This window comes from Bacillus sp. FSL L8-0193 (assembly GCF_037976065.1).
GTDB lineage: Bacteria > Bacillota > Bacilli > Bacillales > Bacillaceae > Bacillus > Bacillus paralicheniformis.
Genome location: NZ_CP150261.1, coordinates 1,142,351 through 1,161,244 on the forward strand (window position 1 = coordinate 1,142,351; position 18,894 = coordinate 1,161,244).

General features: G+C 46.5%; 22 protein-coding genes. 11 read left to right on the plus strand and 11 right to left on the minus strand.

All coding sequences use genetic code 11. From position 1 onward, the window contains the following. Window positions 1–23: 23 nt before the first annotated feature. The 4 genes from MHH76_RS05685 (at window position 24) to MHH76_RS05700 (ending at window position 5,520) form a co-directional block, all read left to right on the plus strand. Entirely contained in the window at window positions 24–1,250 is a 1,227-nt protein-coding gene (locus tag MHH76_RS05685) for an exonuclease SbcCD subunit D (RefSeq protein WP_023856551.1), read from the plus strand. Between the two features lie 13 nt (window positions 1,251–1,263). Continuing rightward, window positions 1,264–4,224, plus strand: a complete 2,961-nt coding sequence (locus MHH76_RS05690; protein WP_020450790.1) for an AAA family ATPase — start codon at window positions 1,264–1,266, stop codon at window positions 4,222–4,224. A 49-nt stretch (window positions 4,225–4,273) separates the two neighbouring features. Next, window positions 4,274–5,218 (plus strand): 3'-5' exoribonuclease YhaM, encoded by a 945-nt coding sequence (yhaM, locus tag MHH76_RS05695; RefSeq protein ID WP_020450791.1) that lies wholly within the window; start codon window positions 4,274–4,276, stop codon window positions 5,216–5,218. Window positions 5,219–5,286: 68 nt separating this feature from the next. Further along, a complete protein-coding gene (locus MHH76_RS05700; protein ID WP_020450792.1) occupies window positions 5,287–5,520 on the plus strand; it encodes a sporulation YhaL family protein in 234 nt (77 codons plus the stop codon). A 44-nt stretch (window positions 5,521–5,564) separates the two neighbouring features. Here the strand turns inward: MHH76_RS05700 and MHH76_RS05705 are convergent, their stop codons facing one another. Further along, window positions 5,565–6,425 (minus strand): peptidylprolyl isomerase, encoded by an 861-nt coding sequence (locus MHH76_RS05705; RefSeq protein WP_020450793.1) that lies wholly within the window; start codon window positions 6,423–6,425, stop codon window positions 5,565–5,567. Between the two features lie 163 nt (window positions 6,426–6,588). Here MHH76_RS05705 and MHH76_RS05710 point away from each other — a divergent pair, with 163 nt between their 5' ends. Together MHH76_RS05710 and MHH76_RS05715 are read left to right on the plus strand one after the other, a co-directional pair. Further along, window positions 6,589–6,675, plus strand: coding sequence for a YjcZ family sporulation protein (locus MHH76_RS05710; protein ID WP_003180245.1), 87 nt, complete (start codon window positions 6,589–6,591; stop codon window positions 6,673–6,675). A gap of 127 nt (window positions 6,676–6,802) precedes the next feature. Next, window positions 6,803–6,901, plus strand: a complete 99-nt coding sequence (locus tag MHH76_RS05715) for a YjcZ family sporulation protein (protein WP_020450794.1) — start codon at window positions 6,803–6,805, stop codon at window positions 6,899–6,901. A 54-nt stretch (window positions 6,902–6,955) separates the two neighbouring features. On the opposite strand, the gene MHH76_RS05720 is transcribed toward MHH76_RS05715, so the two are convergent. Beyond that, complete coding sequence (locus MHH76_RS05720; RefSeq protein ID WP_003180249.1) at window positions 6,956–7,171, minus strand: hypothetical protein; 216 nt, start codon at window positions 7,169–7,171, stop codon at window positions 6,956–6,958. 78 nt (window positions 7,172–7,249) lie between these two features. Further along, entirely contained in the window at window positions 7,250–7,765 is a 516-nt protein-coding gene (locus MHH76_RS05725) for a DUF3267 domain-containing protein (RefSeq protein WP_023856554.1), read from the minus strand. A 213-nt stretch (window positions 7,766–7,978) separates the two neighbouring features. Here MHH76_RS05725 and MHH76_RS05730 point away from each other — a divergent pair, with 213 nt between their 5' ends. Next, complete coding sequence (locus tag MHH76_RS05730) at window positions 7,979–8,326, plus strand: YhaI family protein (protein ID WP_023856555.1); 348 nt, start codon at window positions 7,979–7,981, stop codon at window positions 8,324–8,326. On the opposite strand, the gene MHH76_RS05735 is transcribed toward MHH76_RS05730, so the two are convergent. Both MHH76_RS05735 and MHH76_RS05740 read right to left on the minus strand, forming a co-directional pair. Continuing rightward, the gene (locus MHH76_RS05735; protein WP_268441367.1) at window positions 8,323–8,943 is read right to left on the minus strand and encodes an HTH-type transcriptional regulator Hpr; all 621 of its coding nucleotides are present in this window, start codon (window positions 8,941–8,943) and stop codon (window positions 8,323–8,325) included. The genes MHH76_RS05730 and MHH76_RS05735 overlap by 4 nt on opposite strands. A 193-nt stretch (window positions 8,944–9,136) precedes the next feature. Continuing rightward, the gene (locus MHH76_RS05740; RefSeq protein WP_039072586.1) at window positions 9,137–9,493 is read right to left on the minus strand and encodes a YtxH domain-containing protein; all 357 of its coding nucleotides are present in this window, start codon (window positions 9,491–9,493) and stop codon (window positions 9,137–9,139) included. Window positions 9,494–9,654: 161 nt separating this feature from the next. Between MHH76_RS05740 and MHH76_RS05745 the strand changes: the two genes are divergently transcribed. Next, window positions 9,655–9,846: a hypothetical protein gene (locus MHH76_RS05745; protein WP_039072587.1), complete on the plus strand. Its 192-nt coding sequence runs from the start codon at window positions 9,655–9,657 to the stop codon at window positions 9,844–9,846. A 91-nt stretch (window positions 9,847–9,937) separates the two neighbouring features. On the opposite strand, the gene MHH76_RS05750 is transcribed toward MHH76_RS05745, so the two are convergent. From MHH76_RS05750 to MHH76_RS05760, 3 genes are all read right to left on the minus strand, one after another. Then, the gene (locus tag MHH76_RS05750; RefSeq protein WP_020450799.1) at window positions 9,938–10,465 is read right to left on the minus strand and encodes a tryptophan transporter; all 528 of its coding nucleotides are present in this window, start codon (window positions 10,463–10,465) and stop codon (window positions 9,938–9,940) included. A gap of 143 nt (window positions 10,466–10,608) precedes the next feature. Then, window positions 10,609–11,682: a 3-phosphoserine/phosphohydroxythreonine transaminase gene (gene serC, locus MHH76_RS05755; RefSeq protein ID WP_039072588.1), complete on the minus strand. Its 1,074-nt coding sequence runs from the start codon at window positions 11,680–11,682 to the stop codon at window positions 10,609–10,611. 198 nt (window positions 11,683–11,880) lie between these two features. Then, window positions 11,881–12,300 carry an HIT family protein gene (locus tag MHH76_RS05760; protein WP_020450801.1) on the minus strand — a complete coding sequence of 140 codons (420 nt, stop codon included), beginning with the start codon at window positions 12,298–12,300 and terminating at the stop codon, window positions 11,881–11,883. A 524-nt stretch (window positions 12,301–12,824) separates the two neighbouring features. Between MHH76_RS05760 and MHH76_RS05765 the strand changes: the two genes are divergently transcribed. From MHH76_RS05765 to MHH76_RS05775, 3 genes are read left to right on the plus strand one after another with little or no spacing between them, the layout of a single operon-like run. Beyond that, window positions 12,825–13,565, plus strand: coding sequence for an ABC transporter ATP-binding protein (locus tag MHH76_RS05765; protein ID WP_020450802.1), 741 nt, complete (start codon window positions 12,825–12,827; stop codon window positions 13,563–13,565). Continuing rightward, window positions 13,558–14,784 (plus strand): ABC transporter permease, encoded by a 1,227-nt coding sequence (locus tag MHH76_RS05770; protein ID WP_020450803.1) that lies wholly within the window; start codon window positions 13,558–13,560, stop codon window positions 14,782–14,784. The genes MHH76_RS05765 and MHH76_RS05770 overlap by 8 nt, the downstream gene beginning before the upstream one ends. Window positions 14,785–14,832: 48 nt before the next feature. Further along, window positions 14,833–15,543: an EcsC family protein gene (locus MHH76_RS05775; RefSeq protein ID WP_003180270.1), complete on the plus strand. Its 711-nt coding sequence runs from the start codon at window positions 14,833–14,835 to the stop codon at window positions 15,541–15,543. 30 nt (window positions 15,544–15,573) lie between these two features. Here the strand turns inward: MHH76_RS05775 and MHH76_RS05780 are convergent, their stop codons facing one another. The 3 genes from MHH76_RS05780 to MHH76_RS05790 all read right to left on the minus strand — a co-directional run bounded on the left by MHH76_RS05780 (window position 15,574) and on the right by MHH76_RS05790 (window position 18,862). After that, window positions 15,574–16,734, minus strand: a complete 1,161-nt coding sequence (locus tag MHH76_RS05780; protein WP_165688285.1) for a M20 family metallopeptidase — start codon at window positions 16,732–16,734, stop codon at window positions 15,574–15,576. Between the two features lie 140 nt (window positions 16,735–16,874). After that, on the minus strand, window positions 16,875–18,251 hold the full coding sequence (locus tag MHH76_RS05785) for a membrane protein (protein WP_023856561.1): 1,377 nt from the start codon (window positions 18,249–18,251) through the stop codon (window positions 16,875–16,877). A gap of 107 nt (window positions 18,252–18,358) precedes the next feature. Beyond that, on the minus strand, window positions 18,359–18,862 hold the full coding sequence (locus MHH76_RS05790; RefSeq protein WP_039072631.1) for an antibiotic biosynthesis monooxygenase: 504 nt from the start codon (window positions 18,860–18,862) through the stop codon (window positions 18,359–18,361). Window positions 18,863–18,894: the final 32 nt, after the last annotated feature.

Here is an 18,894-nt window from a genome sequence, read left to right on the forward strand (position 1 = left end):
ATTTTATGAAAAGGAGCAGAAGATTGACAAACATCACTTTCATTCATGCGGCCGATCTGCACCTGGACAGTCCGTTTCACGGCATCAGCCGGCTACCTGAAGAGGTTTACCGGCGGATCAAAAACAGCACATTTAAAAGCGCTGAAAATGTGTTTAAGCTTGCGATTGATGAAGAGGCCGACTTCATTTTGCTTGCCGGCGATCTTTTCGACGAAGCAAACCGCAGTTTAAAAGCACAGATGTTTTTGAGAAAGCAATTTTTAAAGTTGAAAGAGAACAACATCCAAGTCTATGTGATTTTTGGCAATCACGATCATCTGGGCGGCGATTGGACGCCGATTGATTGGCCGGACAACGTCCACATTTTCTCGTCGGAAGACATTGAAGAAAAATCGTTTTACAAAGACGGCCGGCTCGCCGCAAGCATCTACGGCTACAGCTATCCCGAGCGCTCTGTTTTTGCCAATAAGGCTGCTGAAATCAAAAAAACGACCGACGCGCCCTTGCATATCGGCATGATTCATGGGACGCTTTCCGGGGAGAGCGGCCATGATCCGTACTGTCCTTTTTCCCTTCAAGATTTAAAAAACGGCCGGATGGATTACTGGGCGCTTGGCCATATACATAAAAGACAGGTCATTTCAGCCTCCGAACCGGCGGTGATTTATCCGGGAAACACGCAATCGCGGCACATGAAGGAAACGGGAGAGAAAGGCTGCTATCTCGTCAATGTTTGCGGCGGAGAACTGTCCTTCGAATTTAAAGCCTTATCGGATGTTCTGTGGGAAACGGCCAGCATCGATATCTCAGAGACAAAGCAGATGACAGAGCTGATCAGCCTGATGCAGGATGCCCTTCAATCTTTCAGAAACAGAGGCAAGCCGGCATGCGTCAAGGTGGTATTGACAGGAGAAACACCCTCTTATTTGGCGGAAGGACAGGCCGGCATCGTGGACGAGATCCTTGACATCTTCCATGAAGAAGAGCGGGAGGAAGACGCGTTCATCTGGCTTACCGCGATCGAAGATCAAACAGATGCCGCCTTGTCTGGAATTGAACGGGACGCTTTTTTTCAGGAGCTATTGCAAGAAATGCAGGAATTTCAGGATTTCAGCCTGATTTTTGACGATTTGGAGCGGCATCCGGTCTTTAGAAGGCACGGAGAGCGGTTTCATGAAGAAGACTTCCGGGACATTCGCGCGCAGGCGGAAAAACTGCTGCTTCATGAACTGAAGACATTGAAAAGATAAGGGAGGGTGCAGGGTGAATATACATGCGATACATATATACGGATACGGTAAATTTGCCAATCAGACATTTCGCCTGTCTCCTTCAAATCTGCATTTGGTCTACGGGCTCAATGAAGCCGGGAAAACGACGCTCATGTCGTTTATTGAAAGCGTGCTGTTCGGTTTTCCGAAGACGAAACGGTATGAGCCGAAAACGGGCGTTATTTACGGGGGGATGCTTGAGGTCGGGCACCCTGATTTGGGGCAGATCCGGATCGAACGAACGGCCGGAAAGCCTGAGCGGGTCACCGTTTATCTGGAAGACGGCAGCACGAAGCCGGAAGGTTTTTTAAATGAGCTGCTGTCAGGCGTCGACAGACAGCTGTATAAAGCGATCTATTCATTTGACGTGTTCGGCCTTCAGGAAATTCATAAATTCAACCGCGACAAAATCGGCCGTTTTCTGCTGTTTTCGAGTCTGTTCGGCTCTGAAGCGATTTCAAAGATGGATGCCGGCCTCGTGAAAAAGCAGGAAGAGCTGTTTAAACCGAACGGCCGGAAACCTGAACTGAATCAGGAGCTCGACCGGTTAAAAAAGCTTTCCGAAGATTTGAAAAAAGCGAAAGCGCGGGAAGGCGACTACCACCGCCTGTTAAACGAAAAAAAAGGCGCTGAGGCCTCAATAAAGGACAGCGGACAACTGCTAAAAGATCTTGAGCATCTCGTCTCACAAATCGAGCAGGCGATTGAGATTCTGCCGGCAGCCGCGGAAAAACGCCAGCTGGAAGAGCAGCTCGCATCTTTCGGCGGCTCAGGGGAAAGCCGTTTCCCCGAAGGCGGACTTTTTGAGCTTGAAAAGCTCGAATCCCACCTGCATCCAAAAGCGGCTCAGCTGAAGGCGCTGGAAGAGAAAAAGCGCCGTTTGGAACAGCGGGCCGCCGCTTTTGCACCGGCTGAAGACTTTCTCGAGCACGAAGCGGAAGAGCTTTTAAAAGCATATCCGTTTTACCAGTCGTATTCCGAAAAAATCGCGTCTTTGACTGATCAGCTTCACCAGATTAACGGACGGGTTCAAGCGGGGCTTGGGCGCCTGAAAATCGAGGAATGCGATATCCTCAATGCGGACACCGCGTATGAATATGAGTGGAAGCTGCAGGAAACCGCTCAGGCATACATCGAGCTGCGTGAACTGAAACGGTCGCTTGACGAACGCTTTGAGCAGGCGAGAGCTGATCTGGAGGAAGCTGAACAGGCCCACGCCGCTCTCAGCAATGAAGTGATGCCGGAAGATGTCCGCAAGCAAAAGGAGGAAACCCTCAGCCGGCTTGCGTCCGCCGGCGGCCATGCCGGAAGGCGGGAAGAGCTGCTCCTTCAGCTGTCCTATCTGAAGCAAGAACAAAAGGTTCGGATGAAAAGAAGAAAGACCGCTTTTGCAGTAGCGCTTTGTGCTGCTTTTGCGGCAGCTTGTGCGGCGCTCTTTTTCAAGGAGTGGTTCCCGGGCGCTTTACTCGTGCCGATCTTGCTCATATTTGCCGCTGTTGTTCTAAAAAAGCCCGAGCCTTCCGTGGCAGCGGCTTTTATTCAAAAACAGCTGGACGACATTGATCGCAGCGGTACAAAAAGCGGAGTGAGTGACAACGCTTTGAGGGAAGAGCTGTGGAAGGACGACCAAACCCGGCAGCTCCTTATCGCAAAACAAGCAGAGCTCAGACAGAGAGAAGCGGAATATGAAAGAGCGATTAAGAAGTTCGAAGCGTGGGAAAAGGATATCCGTCCGTATCAGGAGAAGACCGAACGCTATTTGAGAGAGCTGAACCTGTCAATCGACCCGTCATTTTTAGCCGATGCGTACGCTTTGATCAAGGAACTCCGAGAGGAAATGTTGAAAAAGCGGGATATCGAGCAAGAGCTGAGCCGCCTTCAGGCTAAAAAAGCATCCTTTGAATCGGAATTGAGAAAGCTTGTCTCATCTCTCGGCCGCGCTGGCGAAAGCGTCCAAGAGCAGGTGTTTCAGCTGAAAAGCGCGCTTGATTCCCAAAAAGAAAAACTTCGGCAAAAACAGGAAGCGGACGTGTCTTTAAAGCATACCGCCGAACAAATCAAAGAGCTGACAAAAGAGACGGAATACTTCCAATCCCAAATTGGCGAACTCTTTCAAAAAGCAGGGGCGGACGGCCGTGAGATGTTCATCGGTCTGGCGAAGCGCGACCAAGCCAAAAAAGAATTAACGGCAAGGCTCGGGCAGCTCAAAAGAGAGCTCGGCAGGCAGGACGAGAAGGCCGTCATGCTTGCATCAGAACACTCTCTTGCAGAACTGAAAGGAAAGCTGGCCGAGGCGCAGGAAAAAAGAGCCCGTATAGAAAATAAGCTTGCAGAAGAAAGACAAAAGGCGGCGAATGTCCATGCGGAACTGGTCAGACTTGAGGAATCGGGAGCGGTATCCGAGCTCGCCTATCAGACCGGAATGCAAAAAGAGCGGGTCGCCGAACTGGCCAAAAAGTGGGCAGCCGTCAAGCTGATCCGGCAGGCGGTCAAAAACAAGATCGATGAACATAAGAAGGTTCGGCTTCCGAAGCTGTTACAGACGGCTGAAACATTACTGAACCCATTGACTGCCGGGCAATACGAAAAAATTTATTTTTCTGAAACAGATGAATCCATGATGGTCATGCGGAAAGACGGGGCTATTTTTTACGCCCACGAACTGTCCCAGGCAACTTGTGAACAGCTCTATTTAGCGATCCGATTCGCTCTGGCCCTCTCCCATCAAAAGGAAGTCAAATTGCCGTTCCAGCTGGATGACAGCTTTGTCCACTTTGACGAGGAGAGGTTTAAACAAGTGCTGAACATCTTAAAAAAGCTTTCAGGCGAAGAACAGCAAATCTTGTATTTTACGTGTCATGAACATGTAAGAGAAGCTTTTCACGACGAAGATGTGATCCTGCTGCCTCCCGTCATGAAAAACGTGGAAGTAAAGGGTATAACTAACAAATAAAAGTGTGTGCTATAATGATTTTATGTAGGAAAACGGAGGGAGCTTTATCATGGCAAAAGGTATCATGCTGCACGAAGTTGGCGAGCAGGTTGATTTGTATTTGCTCATTAAATCGTCAACGAAAGGAATCGCGAGCAATGGGAAACCGTTTTTAACGCTGATGCTCCAGGATCAGTCCGGAGATATAGAAGCGAAGCTTTGGGACGCCAAACAGCAGGACGAAGTGACCTACGGCCCGCAGACGATCGTGAAAGTGGTCGGCGACATTCATCATTACCGCGGGCGGAATCAGCTGAAGCTGAGAAACATCAGACCTGCGGGCGACAATGACAATGTCAAAATCGATGACTTTCTTGAGACTGCACCGATTCCCAAAAACGAAATGATGGATGCGGTCACTCAATATATTTTTGAAATGAAAAACCCTAGTATTCAGCGAATCACGAGGCACCTCGTCAAAAAATACGGCAAGGAATTCATTGATTATCCAGCTGCGACGAAAAATCACCACGAGTTCGTATCAGGTCTCGCATACCATGTTGTCTCCATGCTGAACCTGGCCAAATCGGTCGCAGACCTGTATCCGTCGCTCGATCGCGACCTATTGTACGCAGGTGTTATTTTGCATGACCTTGGAAAAGTAAAAGAACTATCCGGACCGGTGTCCACGACCTATACTGTCGAAGGGAATCTGCTGGGGCACATTTCGATTATGGTGACAGAAATTGCAAAAGCAGCCGAAGAGCTTCAAATTGATTCAGAAGAAGTGCTGATTCTCCAGCATTTGATTTTAAGCCATCACGGCAAACCCGAATGGGGCAGTCCAAAGCCGCCGATGGTCAAGGAAGCGGAAATTCTTCACTATATCGACAACCTTGACGCGAAGATCAATATGATGGACAGAGCGCTCGAACGGGTCAAGCCGGGAGAGTATACCGAACGCGTCTTTGCATTGGATAATCGTTCCTTTTACAAGCCTGTTTTTCACAAATAAGCGTCATAACTTGTCTCCCTTTTGCATAATGTCTGATATACAGTTTATTCAAAAAAGGGGGAAAAGCCGTGCTGCTGTTTCCGTGGTGGGTGTACCTTTGCATTGTCGGCATTATTTTCAGCGCCTATAAGCTGATGACGACGGCAAAGGAAGAGGAAAAGATCGATCAGGCTTTTATCGAAAAAGAAGGCCGCATTTATATCGAACGGATGGAAAAAGAAAAAGCACAGCGCATGAAGCGTTCATTGGATGAAGATCAAGAACAGCATGAAAAATCGGCTGACAGTCATTCCATCGCATAAAAAAAGCTGTCCGGCCCCGCGAGGGGAGGACAGCTTTTTTGGCGTCAGCTGCTGCTGCTTGTCTGAGCTTGGCGCTGGTCGACTTGTTTTTTCAACTCTTTGTCTTTTACTTTTAGATCAGCATCTTTGACAAGTTTGTCGATAACAGATTGCAGTTCAGTTTGATCGTTTTGCTTTTGTTCTTGGACCTCTTTTTTGAGATCTTTTTTCATGTCTTCATATTTGCCGCGCTCTTCGTCTTTCTTAATGATGTGATAGCCGAATTGCGATTTCACAGGGCCGCTGATTTCGCCGGTTTTCAAAGCAAACGCAGCTTTGACGAAATCCTTGTCCATGTTATCTTCCTTGCCGACCCATCCGAGGTCGCCGCCTTTTTCGGCTGTTCCGTCAGTTGAATACTCTTTTGCAAGGTCTTCGAATTTTTCGCCTTTTTTCAGCTTTTTCTCAACTTCTTCAGCCGTTTTCTTTTCCTTCACAAGAATGTGGCTCAAGTGGATTTTGCCTTTTAGGCCGTCATAATATTCTTTTACGTCATCATCGGTTACTTTTATGTTATCCTTTGCGGCTTTTTTCATGAGAAGTTCGTATTTGATCTGTTCTTTGACGAAGTCTTCGCCTTTCTGCTCAATGAGCTGGTTGAGCTGGTCACCCATCGACTTTTTGTACTCGTTCAGCTTTTTGTCGATTTCTTTGTCGGAGACATTGTATTTATCATCGAGTACTTTTTGCTGAACGAGCATGTTCAGTGCGTCCGCTCCGGCATTGTCTTTTAATGTTTGATAAAGGTCTTCTTTTGTAATATTTCCAGCTTTTGTTTCTGCAACAACCTCAGAGTCTCCTCCGCTGCATGCGCTGAGAGCCAGCACACTTGTCGCTGTAATCGCCGCAATTGCAATCTTCTTCATAAATGCAAACACTCCTAATCATAACAGTTTAAACTTTCCTTTGAATTGTATCATATCATATTCTGACATGCTGTAAAAAGATTTTCAACAGAGGGGCATCCGTCTAGTCAAATTTTCTTTCCGCTCATACAAATATATTGATCAAGAAAAGGAGGTCAATAACATGAGCGGAGGATACTCAAGCGGTTTTGCTTTATTGGTCGTGTTGTTCATTTTATTAATCATCGTTGGTGCAGCTTATCTGTACTAAAACCTTAGAAAATGAGAAAAGAACCGTCATTTTTTCAGGCGGTTCTTTTCTTTTGGACGATAGCCTAATCGTTTCATGACATTCGTGCATACACTAATGTAACGACTGGGGCAGAGGAGGTGTCAATATGGGCGACGGTTATACAGGAGGTTTCGCTGGCGGCTTTGCGCTGCTTGTGGTACTGTTCATCTTATTAATTATTATTGGTGCTTCTTGGATATGCTAATCAACAAAAGGATAGCTGCCGGATCAATACGATCGGCAGCTATCCTTTTTTTCTTTACACCGTAAAGGAAATCTCAATGAATGATGAGATCAATAAAATTAAGATCAGCACATTAATCATTCTAAACACCTTATCCTGCCGTTCTTCAGGAATCTCTCTGACAAGGCATAAAGAGTTTGTAAGCTTGTTTATGTTGAAGACAGTAAAAACCGCAAACAAGATGAAATAAAAAAGGATGATAGGAGATCCCCCTCTCTGTTTCTGCTCCATACTACATTACCAAATATTTATTAAAAAAGATAGAAAATAGACTGAAAAAAAGGATTTTCCAAGTGCCGAGCGGCTGGATTATTTTTGTATTAAAATATCAAAATCGTCGGCTTCCTGATCGACATAGCAGTTTTTAGGCGCTTTGATCAGTTTCCAGGCAAACAGAAAATCAGGCAGACAATAGCCGAAATGAATGCTTGAAATGATGCAGAAATAATGAGCAAAGCTCGGCATCACAGCCCCCGCGTAAAATAAAGCAGGCGTGATGACGAAAAAAGGGCAGAGAAGAGAGACAAGCATCGTGTTTTTTGGAACTTCTCTCCATGTTCTCATTTTCAACCAATAAATCTTTTTTTCTAATTTTTTCTTGCTGATCAACGGCAAGATATGAAGAATTTTATGGGCAATTATAGCCGCAACCAATAGTCCTGCAAACAAAAGGGCGTGATCGCCTCTCTGAACAGTTTGCGGATGAATCAGTTGCATCGCTAAATATTCGGGAATAAAAAATAAAATCATTAAACTGACGGCAGTAAGCACGATGCGCATGCCTCCATAATCTTTAACGAGATTGATGGTTTTCCAGCAACTCATAAATGACATCCTTCCGTTTCAACAAACTGTTATATGAAATCCTCAGAATAATTTACTCCTCTGGATGAGAAAAATCAATCCCTTTTTCGAAAAAAATTTCGTCATTTTCCAAAGAATTTAGAAGGGTGTAAAAGGAACAGAAATCTCCCGTGTTGAACTTTCATCAGAAGGGAATATCGGCTAAAATAAGAGAAAGGGAGAGAAGGGACAAATATGAACTCTATGGAGCAACGCCTTGAGCGGCTGGAATATTACATCAAACTGTTATTGAATAATGCGGATATGGAAGAGTATCCGTATTATAAAATGTTGATCGAAAAGGGCTTATCAGAGGAAGAAGCAAAGGAAACGGAAAAGCTGTGCGAAGAGCTCTCAAAGGAGCTTGAAGCACAAAAAGCGCAAGGATATGTGATGTTCGATCATCTCCTCACGCTTTTTGCGGGACAGTTAAATGAAAAACTTGAAGTGCACGAAACGATTTTCGCCCTTCACAGACAGGGTCTGTACAAACCGCTGATGAGCGAATTCATCAGCATTATCAGGCAATACGATCTGGCTTAGCTTTTAAGAGGCTCAAGCGGTTTGTCCATCTCTATCGATTCCCCGGCTTCTTTTGCTTCTTGTTTTTTCTTCATTTTGCCCTCTTCGCTCGTAAATTCACTTTCGATGTTTGAAAACGATTTTTCGAAAATTTCCATGAAGTCATCGCCGTAAATATGGCGGATGATCGACATCATCTCGACGATTTCTGGAAACTTCCCGTACAGCTGATGAAGGGGCTGAGCGCCTTTTAAGACGGCATTCCGGGTCGGATCGTAAGACTCGAGGATTTTAAGGAAAACGTCTTCACCTTTCGGAGTCAGCTGAATGTAAGTGTTTCGTTTGTCATTCAACTTTTTGGAAAACTCCAGGTAACCTCTTTCCTCAAGTTTTTTTGAAAAATTAAACGCTGTGGATACGTGCATGACGCCGAACTTGGCGATTTCCGAAATGGATGCACCGTTCAGCTGGTAGGCGATCCACAAAATATGATGCTCGTTAATGTTCAGATCATAAGGTTTAATCCACTGCTGCCAATCCTTTTCTATTGACTTCCAAAGCGCCTTGCTAAGCTGTGCCATTCTTTGACTGAATAAAAGGGCTTCTTTCACCGTATAGGGCTCTTCCGCTCGATTCATTCACTTCACCTGCTTCTCTTTATCTTATAATTTCTATTATGCCAATAAAATAAAGATTAATAAAGATGTAAATTTACGAAATTTTTAAAAAATCCAGCTTTACGGTGTGAAATCAGGATTTTACCCAAAAAAAGAGCGTGAAAATTTTCCATTCACACCCCTTTTTTAAGGTTCATTTTTTTCGCTGAGTATATTAGTTTTGTAAGGTTTTCTCCAGCTGTTTTATCTTTTCTTCAATCTCAGCGATTTCCTTTTTTAAGTCCTGCTGGTGAGGTTTGATTTCATCGCGCCATTCCTGGATGGACGTTTGCAGTTCGCTGCCGACGTCTTTGATGATTTCCGCGCCTTCTATGGCGGTTTTGACGAATTGCTCTTTTAATGCGATTCCGTCGTTTTTCAGCCTTTTGACGGTGTCTTCCCATTTACCGCAGTTGGCTTTTAGCTGTCCTCTCAAGTTTTTTCCTGAAGTCGGCGCGGTCAGCAATGCTGCAACACCGCCAATAACACCGCCTACAATCAGTCCAGCTGCTAAAGATCGGCCTTTTGACATGTACATCACCCCGGTTATATTTTTAAAGATCAGGCTTGGCAGGCGCCCGTCTTCTCATGATTAGATACTGGCGTTCGAGCCGGGCAATCCGTTTCTCTTCTTAGAAACTTCTGCATAGCTTGCTTTATTTTAGCATACTTTTAAAAAAAGGAGGGAGAGGGTTGTCTGTCATTATCATTGTTTTGACAATTTTAAGCGCTGTGTTTACCGCCGGCTCCTTTTATTATTTAAGGCTTCTCAGATATTCTGCATCTTACCCGCCGAAACGCATTCTTAAACAAAAAGCGCTTTTTTGCACGGGAAGCGCAGGATTGGCGCTCCTGCTCCTTTTTTTTATTCAGCTTCTTATATAAAATATCGGGCGGATTCCCCTTTTTTTGACCATCAAAATGAAAAAAACCTCTTCAAAAAAAGGATAACCCTTTTCAAGAAGAGGTTCTGATTTTATTTGACTTGTTCAATCAGCCTTGAGCGCTTCATGATCGACTGCACGATCGGGAAGATGACCGCCATGGCGATCGTGTTGATCAAGGCAGCAGGTAAAACGACAACAGAAAACAGGGTAATGAACCCCTGGTTTCCAGGCAGGCCGACGATGAACAGCGCAGCCGTAAGGAAAATGGTTCCGGAAAGAACCGTTCCTGCAGCAGTTAATCCGGCGGCGGCAAGCGTTTTGCTGTTCAGCTTTTTCACAAGCAGAAATACGCCGAAGAACATCAAGGCTGTTAGCGGTTTGTCGATGATGTTGGGCAGCTGTCCTCCCGGAAAAGCCGTCGTCAACGCGGAAATGACGCCTGTCACGATTCCGATGACAAGAACATTTTGCAATCTAGGGAACAAAAGGATTCCCATAAACATCATGATCAGCATCATATCCGGCTTCATTCCGTAGAAAAAAGGCGGAATCACAGCGTGAAGCGCCGCTCCAATGGCGACAAACAGGGCCATAGCCACTAATTCTTTTGTTTTCATGTCTATTCTCTCCTCATCTAGGCTCTTTTTACGCTTTCCAATAATATGCTCGTCATTTATTGCGAAAGCTTTCTAGTAGTATATCAAACTTTCGAAGGAATGGGGAAGCCTTTTTCGCCATCTTCCATCATCAGGATAAACCATCAGTTTTCTTCGCGGAATTTCTTCATAAAGGCTGCCAGCTTTTCGCAGTCTTCAACAGATACGGCATTGTAAATCGAAGCGCGGCAGCCTCCGACCGAACGGTGTCCGCCAAGCCCTGACATTTTTTCTTCCTTTGCCTTTGCGATGAATGATGCTGTCAGCTCATCATTTTTGAGCGTAAAGGTGACGTTCATGTTTGAGCGGCTGTCTTCTCTCGCATGGCCGCGGTAGAATCCGCCGCTTTCGTCGATCGCGTTGTATAAAATACCGGCCTTTTCTCGATTGCGTTTCTCAATGGCATCGAGGCCGCCTTTTTCCTTGAGCCACTCCAGCACGAGAGACAGCATATAAATCGCAAAAGTCGGAGGGGTATTGTAGAGAGAATCCGCTTTGGCATGTGTTGAGTACTTCAGGATTTTGGCAACTTGCTCGTTTTCTTTGCCGAGCCAGTCTTTTTTCATGATGACAACGGTCACCCCTGACGGTCCGAGGTTTTTCTGAGCGCCAGCATAGATGATGTCAAATTGGGAAACATCGATTTTTCTGCTTAAAATATCGCTGGACATATCAGCGACAACCGGAATCGGAGCGTCAGGGAACTTTTGCCACTGCGTTCCGAAGATCGTGTTGTTGGAAGTCAGGTGGAGGTAAGCACCGTCTGCCGGAATCTCCGGTACTTCGGGAATATAGCTGTACGTATCTTCTTTACTGGACGCGATGATCGATGTGTTTCCGAAGAGCTTCGCTTCGGCGAGCGCTTTTTCAGACCAGGCGCCTGTCATTATGTAGTGCGCCGTTTTGTCTTTGGAGAGGAAGTTCATCGGAATCATTGAGAACTGAAGGCTTGCTCCGCCTTGCAGAAACATGACTTCATAATCATCAGGTATGTCCATCAGTTCCTTTAACAGAGTTTTCGCTTTTTGATGAACGGCGTCATACTCTTTGCTGCGGTGGGACAGCTCCATCACGGACATCCCCGCACCGTTGAAATCAAGAAATTCGTCTTTCGCCTTTTGCAGTACTTCTAAAGGCAGTGCTGCCGGTCCTGCGTTAAAGTTCGTTGTACGTATCATCACAATCGCTCCCTGTTCATGTATAAAAATATAAAACCATCCTAACATAAAAGGTTCCGGTTATACATAAAAAATTTGAATTGTGTGAAATATAGAACAAAGTCTATTTAGTCGTGCCGGGCGATCTGATAAATGTGGAGTTTTTTTGAACGAAAAAAAGACGCCGGCAGCTGCCGGCGCCCTTGGACAATGTCTCGATTACAGGTGCTTGTTGATGGAAGCTGCAATGTTCTGCAAGTCTTCCGGTGAATAGTCGTCCGCATGTGTTTTCCAGACGGCTCCGAATCCGTCTCCTTTGCCGTAGCGGGGGATGATGTGCATGTGATAGTGGAAGACGGACTGCCCCGCTTTTTCGCCATTGTTATTCAGAAGGTTTAAGCCGATCGGCTCGTATTCGTCTTTGATAGCTTGGGCGATTTTCGGAACCGCTTCAAAAAATTCCCTTGAAACATCAGGTGTCATTTCGTAAATATTGGTTTTATGAACTTTTGGAATCACAAGCGTATGCCCTTTTGTGACTTGGCTGATGTCGAGAAAAGCCAGTACATGTTCATTTTCAAATACCTTTGCACAAGGGATTTCTCCGTTTATGATTTTGCAGAAAATACAGTCGCTCATACTTTTCCTCCTTTTTCCATCAGGGAAAGGTTATGTATAAGCAACATATTACCACAATTTGCGCGAAAACACGAAAAACAGGATGAACGGCTCCAACGTTCACCCTGCCTGAAGAAGGTACGCTTTAACGAAGAAACGTTAACTGCCTTTTGCAAGCACCCCATTTTCGTCAAAATGAAAGCTTGTAACGCCTATACATTTCCTGCGACAAACACCTCATTTGATCGTCACACCTTTTTTATATGACGGAGATGTCAAATAAAGCAGGTGCTTTCTCAATTCAGTGGATGAAAGAAATTTCTAAGCTTGACATGTTTCATACTCAGGAACTCTTGCCGATTTTGTCTTTGACAAACACCTCATTCGCCAGAGTTGATAAGCTTTCCCTTCTTCAAGAATTAGAATGTCCTGATGCGCATTCGATTATTCGTTTTATTTTAAGGCCGAAAAGCGGGAGGGAAAACGTTTCAAATACATTCTTGTTTTTGGTACTATTAAGAAAAATGCAGGAAAGGAACGAACGTATGTCACTACTGACTGTTAATGAGTTAACTGGAGGGTATACAAGAAACCCGGTGCTGCGCGATGTTTCATTTGCGATTGAACGGGAGCAGATCGTCGGGCTGATCGGTTTGAACGGAGCGGGGAAAAGCACGACGATCCGGCATATCATCGGCTTAATGGAACCGCACAAAGGATCGGTTGAATTGAACGGCAAAACGTTCATGGACGATCCGGAAAGCTATCGTTCCCAATTTACGTTTATTCCGGAAACGCCGATTTTATATGAAGAGCTGACATTGAAGGAGCATTTGGAGCTGACGGCGATGGCGTATGGCCTTTCGAAGGAAACGTTCGAGAAAAGGCTTCCGCCGCTTTTGAAAGAATTCAGAATGGAGAAGCGCCTGAAATGGTTCCCTGCCCATTTTTCAAAAGGTATGAAGCAGAAGGTTATGATCATGTGCGCTTTCCTTGTCGAACCCGACCTGTACATTATAGACGAACCGTTTCTCGGTCTTGATCCGCTGGCGATCAATGCCCTTCTCGAGCGGATGAACGAAGCGAAGAAAAACGGCGCGGCCGTTTTGATGTCGACGCATATTTTGGCAACGGCAGAGCGGTATTGCGACTCCTTCATTATTCTTCATAACGGCGAAGTGCGGGCGAAAGGAACGCTTGATGAGCTCAGAGAGCAGTTTTCGATGGAAGAAGCGAGCCTCGACGACCTGTATCTTGAACTGACGAAGGAAGAGAGCTATGAATAGCATTCTGGGGATTTGGAAGACAAGAATTGAGGAGTATGTCAAAGAAACAAGATCATATTTGAAATACATGCTGAATGACCACCTTGTCATCGTCATGATTTTTTTCCTTGCAGGAGCTGCGAGCTGGTACAGCAAATGGCTGAAAGAGATGCCCGAAGGTTTTCCCGCCTATTGGGTGATGGCCGTCATCTTTTCGTTCATTTTGACAGGCTCATACGTCCGCACGCTAATTAAAGAAGCGGATCTCGTCTTTTTGCTGCCGCTCGAAGCAAAGATGGAGCCGTATTTTCAGCAGGCTTTCCGATTCAGTTTGTTGACGCAGCTTTTTCCGCTGGCCGCCGCGGCCCTCGCTTTGGCACCGCTCTATTTTGAAGCGAGCGGCCAGGCATTTTCCGCGTACTTCATCTTGCTGATTCAGCTGCTCGTCTTAAAAGGATGGAACACAGCGATGCAATGGCGGATGACGTTTTTCGGCGAAAAAAACATGAGGGTCACCGACTGGATTGTCAGACTGCTTCTCAACACGATCGCGATCTATTTCGCTTTAGCGTCTTCATACGGATTTGCAGCAGCTGTCTACCTGATCATGGCCGCTCTGTATGTGTATTTTAAAATGATCGATAAGAAAAAATCGTTTAAATGGGAGCTGCATATTGAAGACGAAATCAGAAGAAAGCAGCGGTTCTACAGAATTGCGAACCTATTCACAGACGTTCCCCATCTTAGAAAGCAGGCGAAAAGAAGAGCATATCTCGATTGGATGCTCCGGTTTATTCCGTATGAACAGCGCCGGACATTTACATATATGTACGGAAGGGCCTTTATCAGATCAAACGACTATTTCGGTATCGTCGTCAGGCTGACCGCAATTTTTGGTATCATCATCGCTTATTTTTCGACATATGAGTGGGTTTCTGCGGCGCTCATCGTCTTTACCGTATTCATTACAGGAATTCAGCTGACGCCGCTGTTTGATCATTTTTCACACTTGTCCTTGCAGGAGCTTTATCCCGTCAAAGCTGCAGAAAAGCGGAAGAGCTTTTTCGGTCTGCTTCACATTGTTCTGAGCGTCCAGGCGCTTGTTTTATCTGCCGTTGCCGGAGCCATGATGCAGTGGACCGGGATGCTTGCCGGACTGGCCGGCTCCGCATTGCTTATATTTGTAATTTTGAAGCCTTATTTCAACAGCAGATTGAAGAAAAATGCCAAGAGATCATGAATCCTTTTCTTTTTAAGCAAGTATGATGAAAGAAGAGGTGAGAGGCGCATGAATGAAAACCAGCTTTATTTGGAGGAAGCGATCCGCTGGAAAATGAAGTTTCTCAGAAAGCCGTCGATGGCTGAGCGGATGTCGAAAGGCGTGCAGTCGAAAATCAACGCCCGCATTCCCGCCAAAGTTCATAAAGCGATAACAGAAAGCATTAAAAAGATGGTCGAGGCCACTTTGCTCGGCTCGAATTTGACGACTTTTGACAAGAAAACAGGCGCGCTTTCGCTAAGGGAAAAAGATGAGCTGGCTCAGAAGACGATTGCCCAGTATCAAAAGGCGGCTGCCGTTGAAGGGATCGGAACAGGTGCAGGCGGGATTTTTCTCGGACTGGCGGACTTTCCGCTTTTGCTCGGCATCAAAATGAAATGCCTGTTCGAATTGGCGTCGATTTACGGATACGATATCAAGGAAAAAGAAGAGCGGATGTTTCTTCTGTATATTTTTCAGCTCGCCTTCTCAGGGGAAGCTCACCGAAAAGAAATTTTCCGTATGATTGAACATTGGGAAACCGAAAAGCGCGAAATCGATTGGCTGGCATTTCAGCAGGAATACCGGGACTATCTCGATCTTGTAAAGCTGTTTCAGCTTGTGCCGGGCTTCGGCGCGGTCATAGGCGGAACGGCTAACTATAAGCTGCTTGGGCATCTTGGGGAAACAGCGAGACACGTTTTCCATATGAGGTTGATACATGAGACAGCCGGATATTAATGATCCGGCTGTTTTTTGCTTTTTCGGTTGTTACATTGCAGGCGTTTCGCGGAGCGCCTGCTCTTTCTCCTGATAGGAGACAGCGGCATTTGCCAGCACCTTGGCTGCGATCAGCAGCGCTTTTTCATCAAGGTCGAATTTCGGATGGTGATGAGGAAACACCGCGTCCGGATTTTCAGGACGGGCGCCTGTAAAGAAAAATGTCCCTTTGACGCGCTCTAGGTAGTAAGCGAAATCTTCCCCGCCCATTTGCATGCCGCTTTCCTCAACGTTTTCGACGCCTTCTGTCTGTTTAGCAATTTTTGCGAGAAAAGCCGTTTCTTCCGGATGATTGCAGACAGGCGGATAGCCCCTTTCAAAGGAATAGTCACAGTCAGCACCATGCATGCCGCATATACCTTTTGCAATCTGTTCAATTTCGTTTTCAATCAAGGTGCGGATTTCATCATTGAAGGAACGCGCCGTCCCGATTAAAACGGCTTTATCAGCGATTACATTAAAGGAGTTTTCGGCAACAAATGAACCTATCGAAACGACTGCCGGCTGAGTCGGATCGAGTCTGCGGCTGACAATCTGCTGGAGTGAAGCGACGATCTGCGATCCGATCAACACGGCGTCTTTTGTTTTATGAGGCTGTGCGCCATGCCCGCCTTTGCCTTTAATCGTAATCGTAAAACGGTCCGCAGCGGCCATGATCGGTCCTGTTCGATATTGAACGGTTCCCGTCGGCTCAGTAGCCCACAAATGGGTTCCGAAAATCACGTCAACACCGTCAAGACAGCCGTCTTCAATCATCGGCCTGGCTCCACCCGGGGAATATTCCTCGGCGTGCTGATGGATGAGGACGATCTTTCCTTTTAAACGGTCGGCATGTTCGTTCAAAATTTTCGCGAGGACGAGCAGGGTGGCCGTGTGCCCGTCGTGTCCGCAGGCATGCATCACTCCCGGCACCGTCGACCGGTAAGGCACATCTTTTTCATCATGAATGGGCAGCGCGTCAAAATCGGCTCGAAGCGCAATGACGGGGCCGGGCGATCCGCCTTCGATGTGCGCGAGAACTCCGCCCCCGCCGACATTGGTGCGGATAGGAATACCGAGCGCTTCATAGTAAGAAGCGATAAATGCGGCTGTTTTCTTTTCTTGAAAAGAAAGCTCCGGGTGCTGATGAAAATGACGCCTCAATTTGACCATTTCATCGTAGTGTGCATCAAGCTGCTCATTAATTTGTCGGATGAATGCGGATGCGCTCAAAAAAATTCCTCCTTTTAGGAATGACAAGTTTTTATAATTTTATGACAACTGAAGCCGCTGTTCAACCTTGCTGTCACGTTTTATAGAAGAAAAATGGCGGCAATCGTTGTGACAGTTAATCCGGCTGCTACAGGAATAAAGTTTTTTCTGGCAAGATCGAACGGGTCCACTTTACAAATCGCTGCTACCGGAATGAGCGCCCATGGCACAAGCGTACCGCCGCCGACCCAAATGGCTGAGATTTGGCCGAGTGCGGTCAGAACGGCCGGGTTGCCGTCAACAGCCGCAGCAAACATCGAAGCAGCTGATCCGGCTAGAGATATTCCTGAAAAACCGGAGCCGTCAAGACCGGTCACCGCTCCCGTGACAGTGAGCGCCACTGCGGCGAGTTCTGGAGAGAGCGGGACGCTGTGGGCAAAAGCTGAACCGAGGTCCTGCACGATCCTATTAGAAAAACCGGGTATCTCGGCTGTCAGTACTTTTTCGAAACCCGCGTCGCCCAAGTAAAAAAAGGCGGCGATCGGAATGACGGGGGCAAACACTTTAAAGCCGAACTGAAATCCGCGAATGAAATAACCGGTGATTTTCTCAAGACGACGGTGTTTGTGGACGATAAAATGAATGAGAATCATGACGAAGACAGCTGTTCCTCCGACAAGCGCCGTCGCTTCGTCTCCTTGCAATTCCAGGATCAGCATCGCGGCGATATCCCCTAAAAAAATGACCGGAATCATCAGTGCGAGCCATTTTCTTGGGGCTGGGGGAAGAAGCCATTCAGGCTCGCTTTGCCGCCGCTCACTGTTTGCGGCTGCTTGATTGTCTTTCTCTTTCCTGAGCATAAAAAAGGCTGCCGCCGTTGTCGAAAAGCCCATGATCAGGACGAGCGGAACGCTTGCAGACATCACTTCTGCAACGGACAGTCCGGCTGCATCTCCGGTCAATTTAGGCGCCGCCTGGATGATGTAATCGCCTGATAGAGCGAAACCGTGGCCGAACAAATTCATGGCGCACGCTACCGCTATCGGGGAGAGGCCGGCTTTCAGCGCGGCAGGCAGGAGGACGGCGCCGATCAATGCGACAGCCGGGGAGGGCCAAAAAAATGAAGAAATGATAAACATTAAAGCTCCGGTGATCCAGTAGGCCAAGGCAGGACCTTTCATCCATTTGGCGATCGGAGTGACCATTGCTTCATTAACGCCGGTCTTTGCCAGCAGTTCGCTCATCGAAACGGTAAAGCAGATGATGAAAATGGTCGGGAGAAGTTCTCCGGCGGCGTAGATTAAGCTGTTGAACAGGCCCATCACAGAGGCAATGGCAGAATGGGTCGCCGCTAATGAAATGAAAAAAACCCCGGCAAGCGATATAAAGGTGGTATCAAGACGAAGAAGCATAAATGCGAGAATTGCAGCGATAAAGCCCAAATATATAAAGTGAACGGACGTTAATTCAATTTCCATTTCCCGATCCCCCCGTTAACATAACCTCATACAGCTTATTCCTGGGCTGTCAGAGTGTGAAGGAAGGGCTCATTTCCTCGGAAATAAAAAACTGCCTTAAAAGGCAGTTATTCGACAGAATGATACGAAGAAATATAGGATGGGCGGGAAAAAATCGTTCCGCCTTGGTTGATTCCAGCTGAAGATTCCTTCTTTTGATGGGCTTCGCCGAACGATTTGGAGCTTTTCCAGTCCTGAAACGACTGTTCTGTGTCCCACAGCGTCAGTACGATATACGTATCGCTGTCTTTCGGCCTCAGCACCCTGAGGGCTTTAAAGCCAGACTGATTTTCGATTTTTCCGGCTCTGTTTTTAAAACGGGTTTCGAAAAGCGGTCTTCCTTCCGGTGTGACAGGGATGTTGTTGAGGACGGCGAATCCGGAATGTTCCAAAGTTCCCGACTGATCGATGATTTCGTAGCGGTGAGGAGAATGAAAGACGCTTTCTCCGTCGGTTTCGTGAAAGAGAATGGCGGAATCGTGGCTTTTCATAAATAACATGTTTTCAAGACCGTGCTGTTTGGCGAGCTTTTTTAAAAACTCGACAGTTCCGTATGTAATGTAAAAATTCAATTTTATCACCCCTTTTTTGATAGTATAACAAA

Excerpts from the sequence above, each read along its gene's own strand:
- MHH76_RS05775 (WP_003180270.1), top strand. The coding sequence starts at position 14,833 with ATGAATGAAAACCAGCTTTATTTGGAGGAAGCGATCCGCTGGAAAATG.
- MHH76_RS05770 (WP_020450803.1), top strand. The coding sequence starts at position 13,558 with ATGAATAGCATTCTGGGGATTTGGAAGACAAGAATTGAGGAGTATGTC.
- MHH76_RS05765 (WP_020450802.1), top strand. The coding sequence starts at position 12,825 with ATGTCACTACTGACTGTTAATGAGTTAACTGGAGGGTATACAAGAAAC.
- MHH76_RS05740 (WP_039072586.1), bottom strand. The coding sequence starts at position 9,493 with ATGTCAAAAGGCCGATCTTTAGCAGCTGGACTGATTGTAGGCGGTGTT.
- MHH76_RS05760 (WP_020450801.1), bottom strand. The coding sequence starts at position 12,300 with ATGAGCGACTGTATTTTCTGCAAAATCATAAACGGAGAAATCCCTTGT.
- MHH76_RS05710 (WP_003180245.1), top strand. The coding sequence starts at position 6,589 with ATGAGCGGAGGATACTCAAGCGGTTTTGCTTTATTGGTCGTGTTGTTC.
- MHH76_RS05720 (WP_003180249.1), bottom strand. The coding sequence starts at position 7,171 with ATGGAGCAGAAACAGAGAGGGGGATCTCCTATCATCCTTTTTTATTTC.
- serC (WP_039072588.1), bottom strand. The coding sequence starts at position 11,682 with ATGATACGTACAACGAACTTTAACGCAGGACCGGCAGCACTGCCTTTA.
- MHH76_RS05705 (WP_020450793.1), bottom strand. The coding sequence starts at position 6,425 with ATGAAGAAGATTGCAATTGCGGCGATTACAGCGACAAGTGTGCTGGCT.
- MHH76_RS05780 (WP_165688285.1), bottom strand. The coding sequence starts at position 16,734 with ATGGTCAAATTGAGGCGTCATTTTCATCAGCACCCGGAGCTTTCTTTT.
- MHH76_RS05730 (WP_023856555.1), top strand. The coding sequence starts at position 7,979 with ATGAACTCTATGGAGCAACGCCTTGAGCGGCTGGAATATTACATCAAA.
- yhaM (WP_020450791.1), top strand. The coding sequence starts at position 4,274 with ATGGCAAAAGGTATCATGCTGCACGAAGTTGGCGAGCAGGTTGATTTG.
- MHH76_RS05750 (WP_020450799.1), bottom strand. The coding sequence starts at position 10,465 with ATGAAAACAAAAGAATTAGTGGCTATGGCCCTGTTTGTCGCCATTGGA.
- MHH76_RS05715 (WP_020450794.1), top strand. The coding sequence starts at position 6,803 with ATGGGCGACGGTTATACAGGAGGTTTCGCTGGCGGCTTTGCGCTGCTT.
- MHH76_RS05725 (WP_023856554.1), bottom strand. The coding sequence starts at position 7,765 with ATGAGTTGCTGGAAAACCATCAATCTCGTTAAAGATTATGGAGGCATG.
- MHH76_RS05735 (WP_268441367.1), bottom strand. The coding sequence starts at position 8,943 with ATGAATCGAGCGGAAGAGCCCTATACGGTGAAAGAAGCCCTTTTATTC.
- MHH76_RS05785 (WP_023856561.1), bottom strand. The coding sequence starts at position 18,251 with ATGGAAATTGAATTAACGTCCGTTCACTTTATATATTTGGGCTTTATC.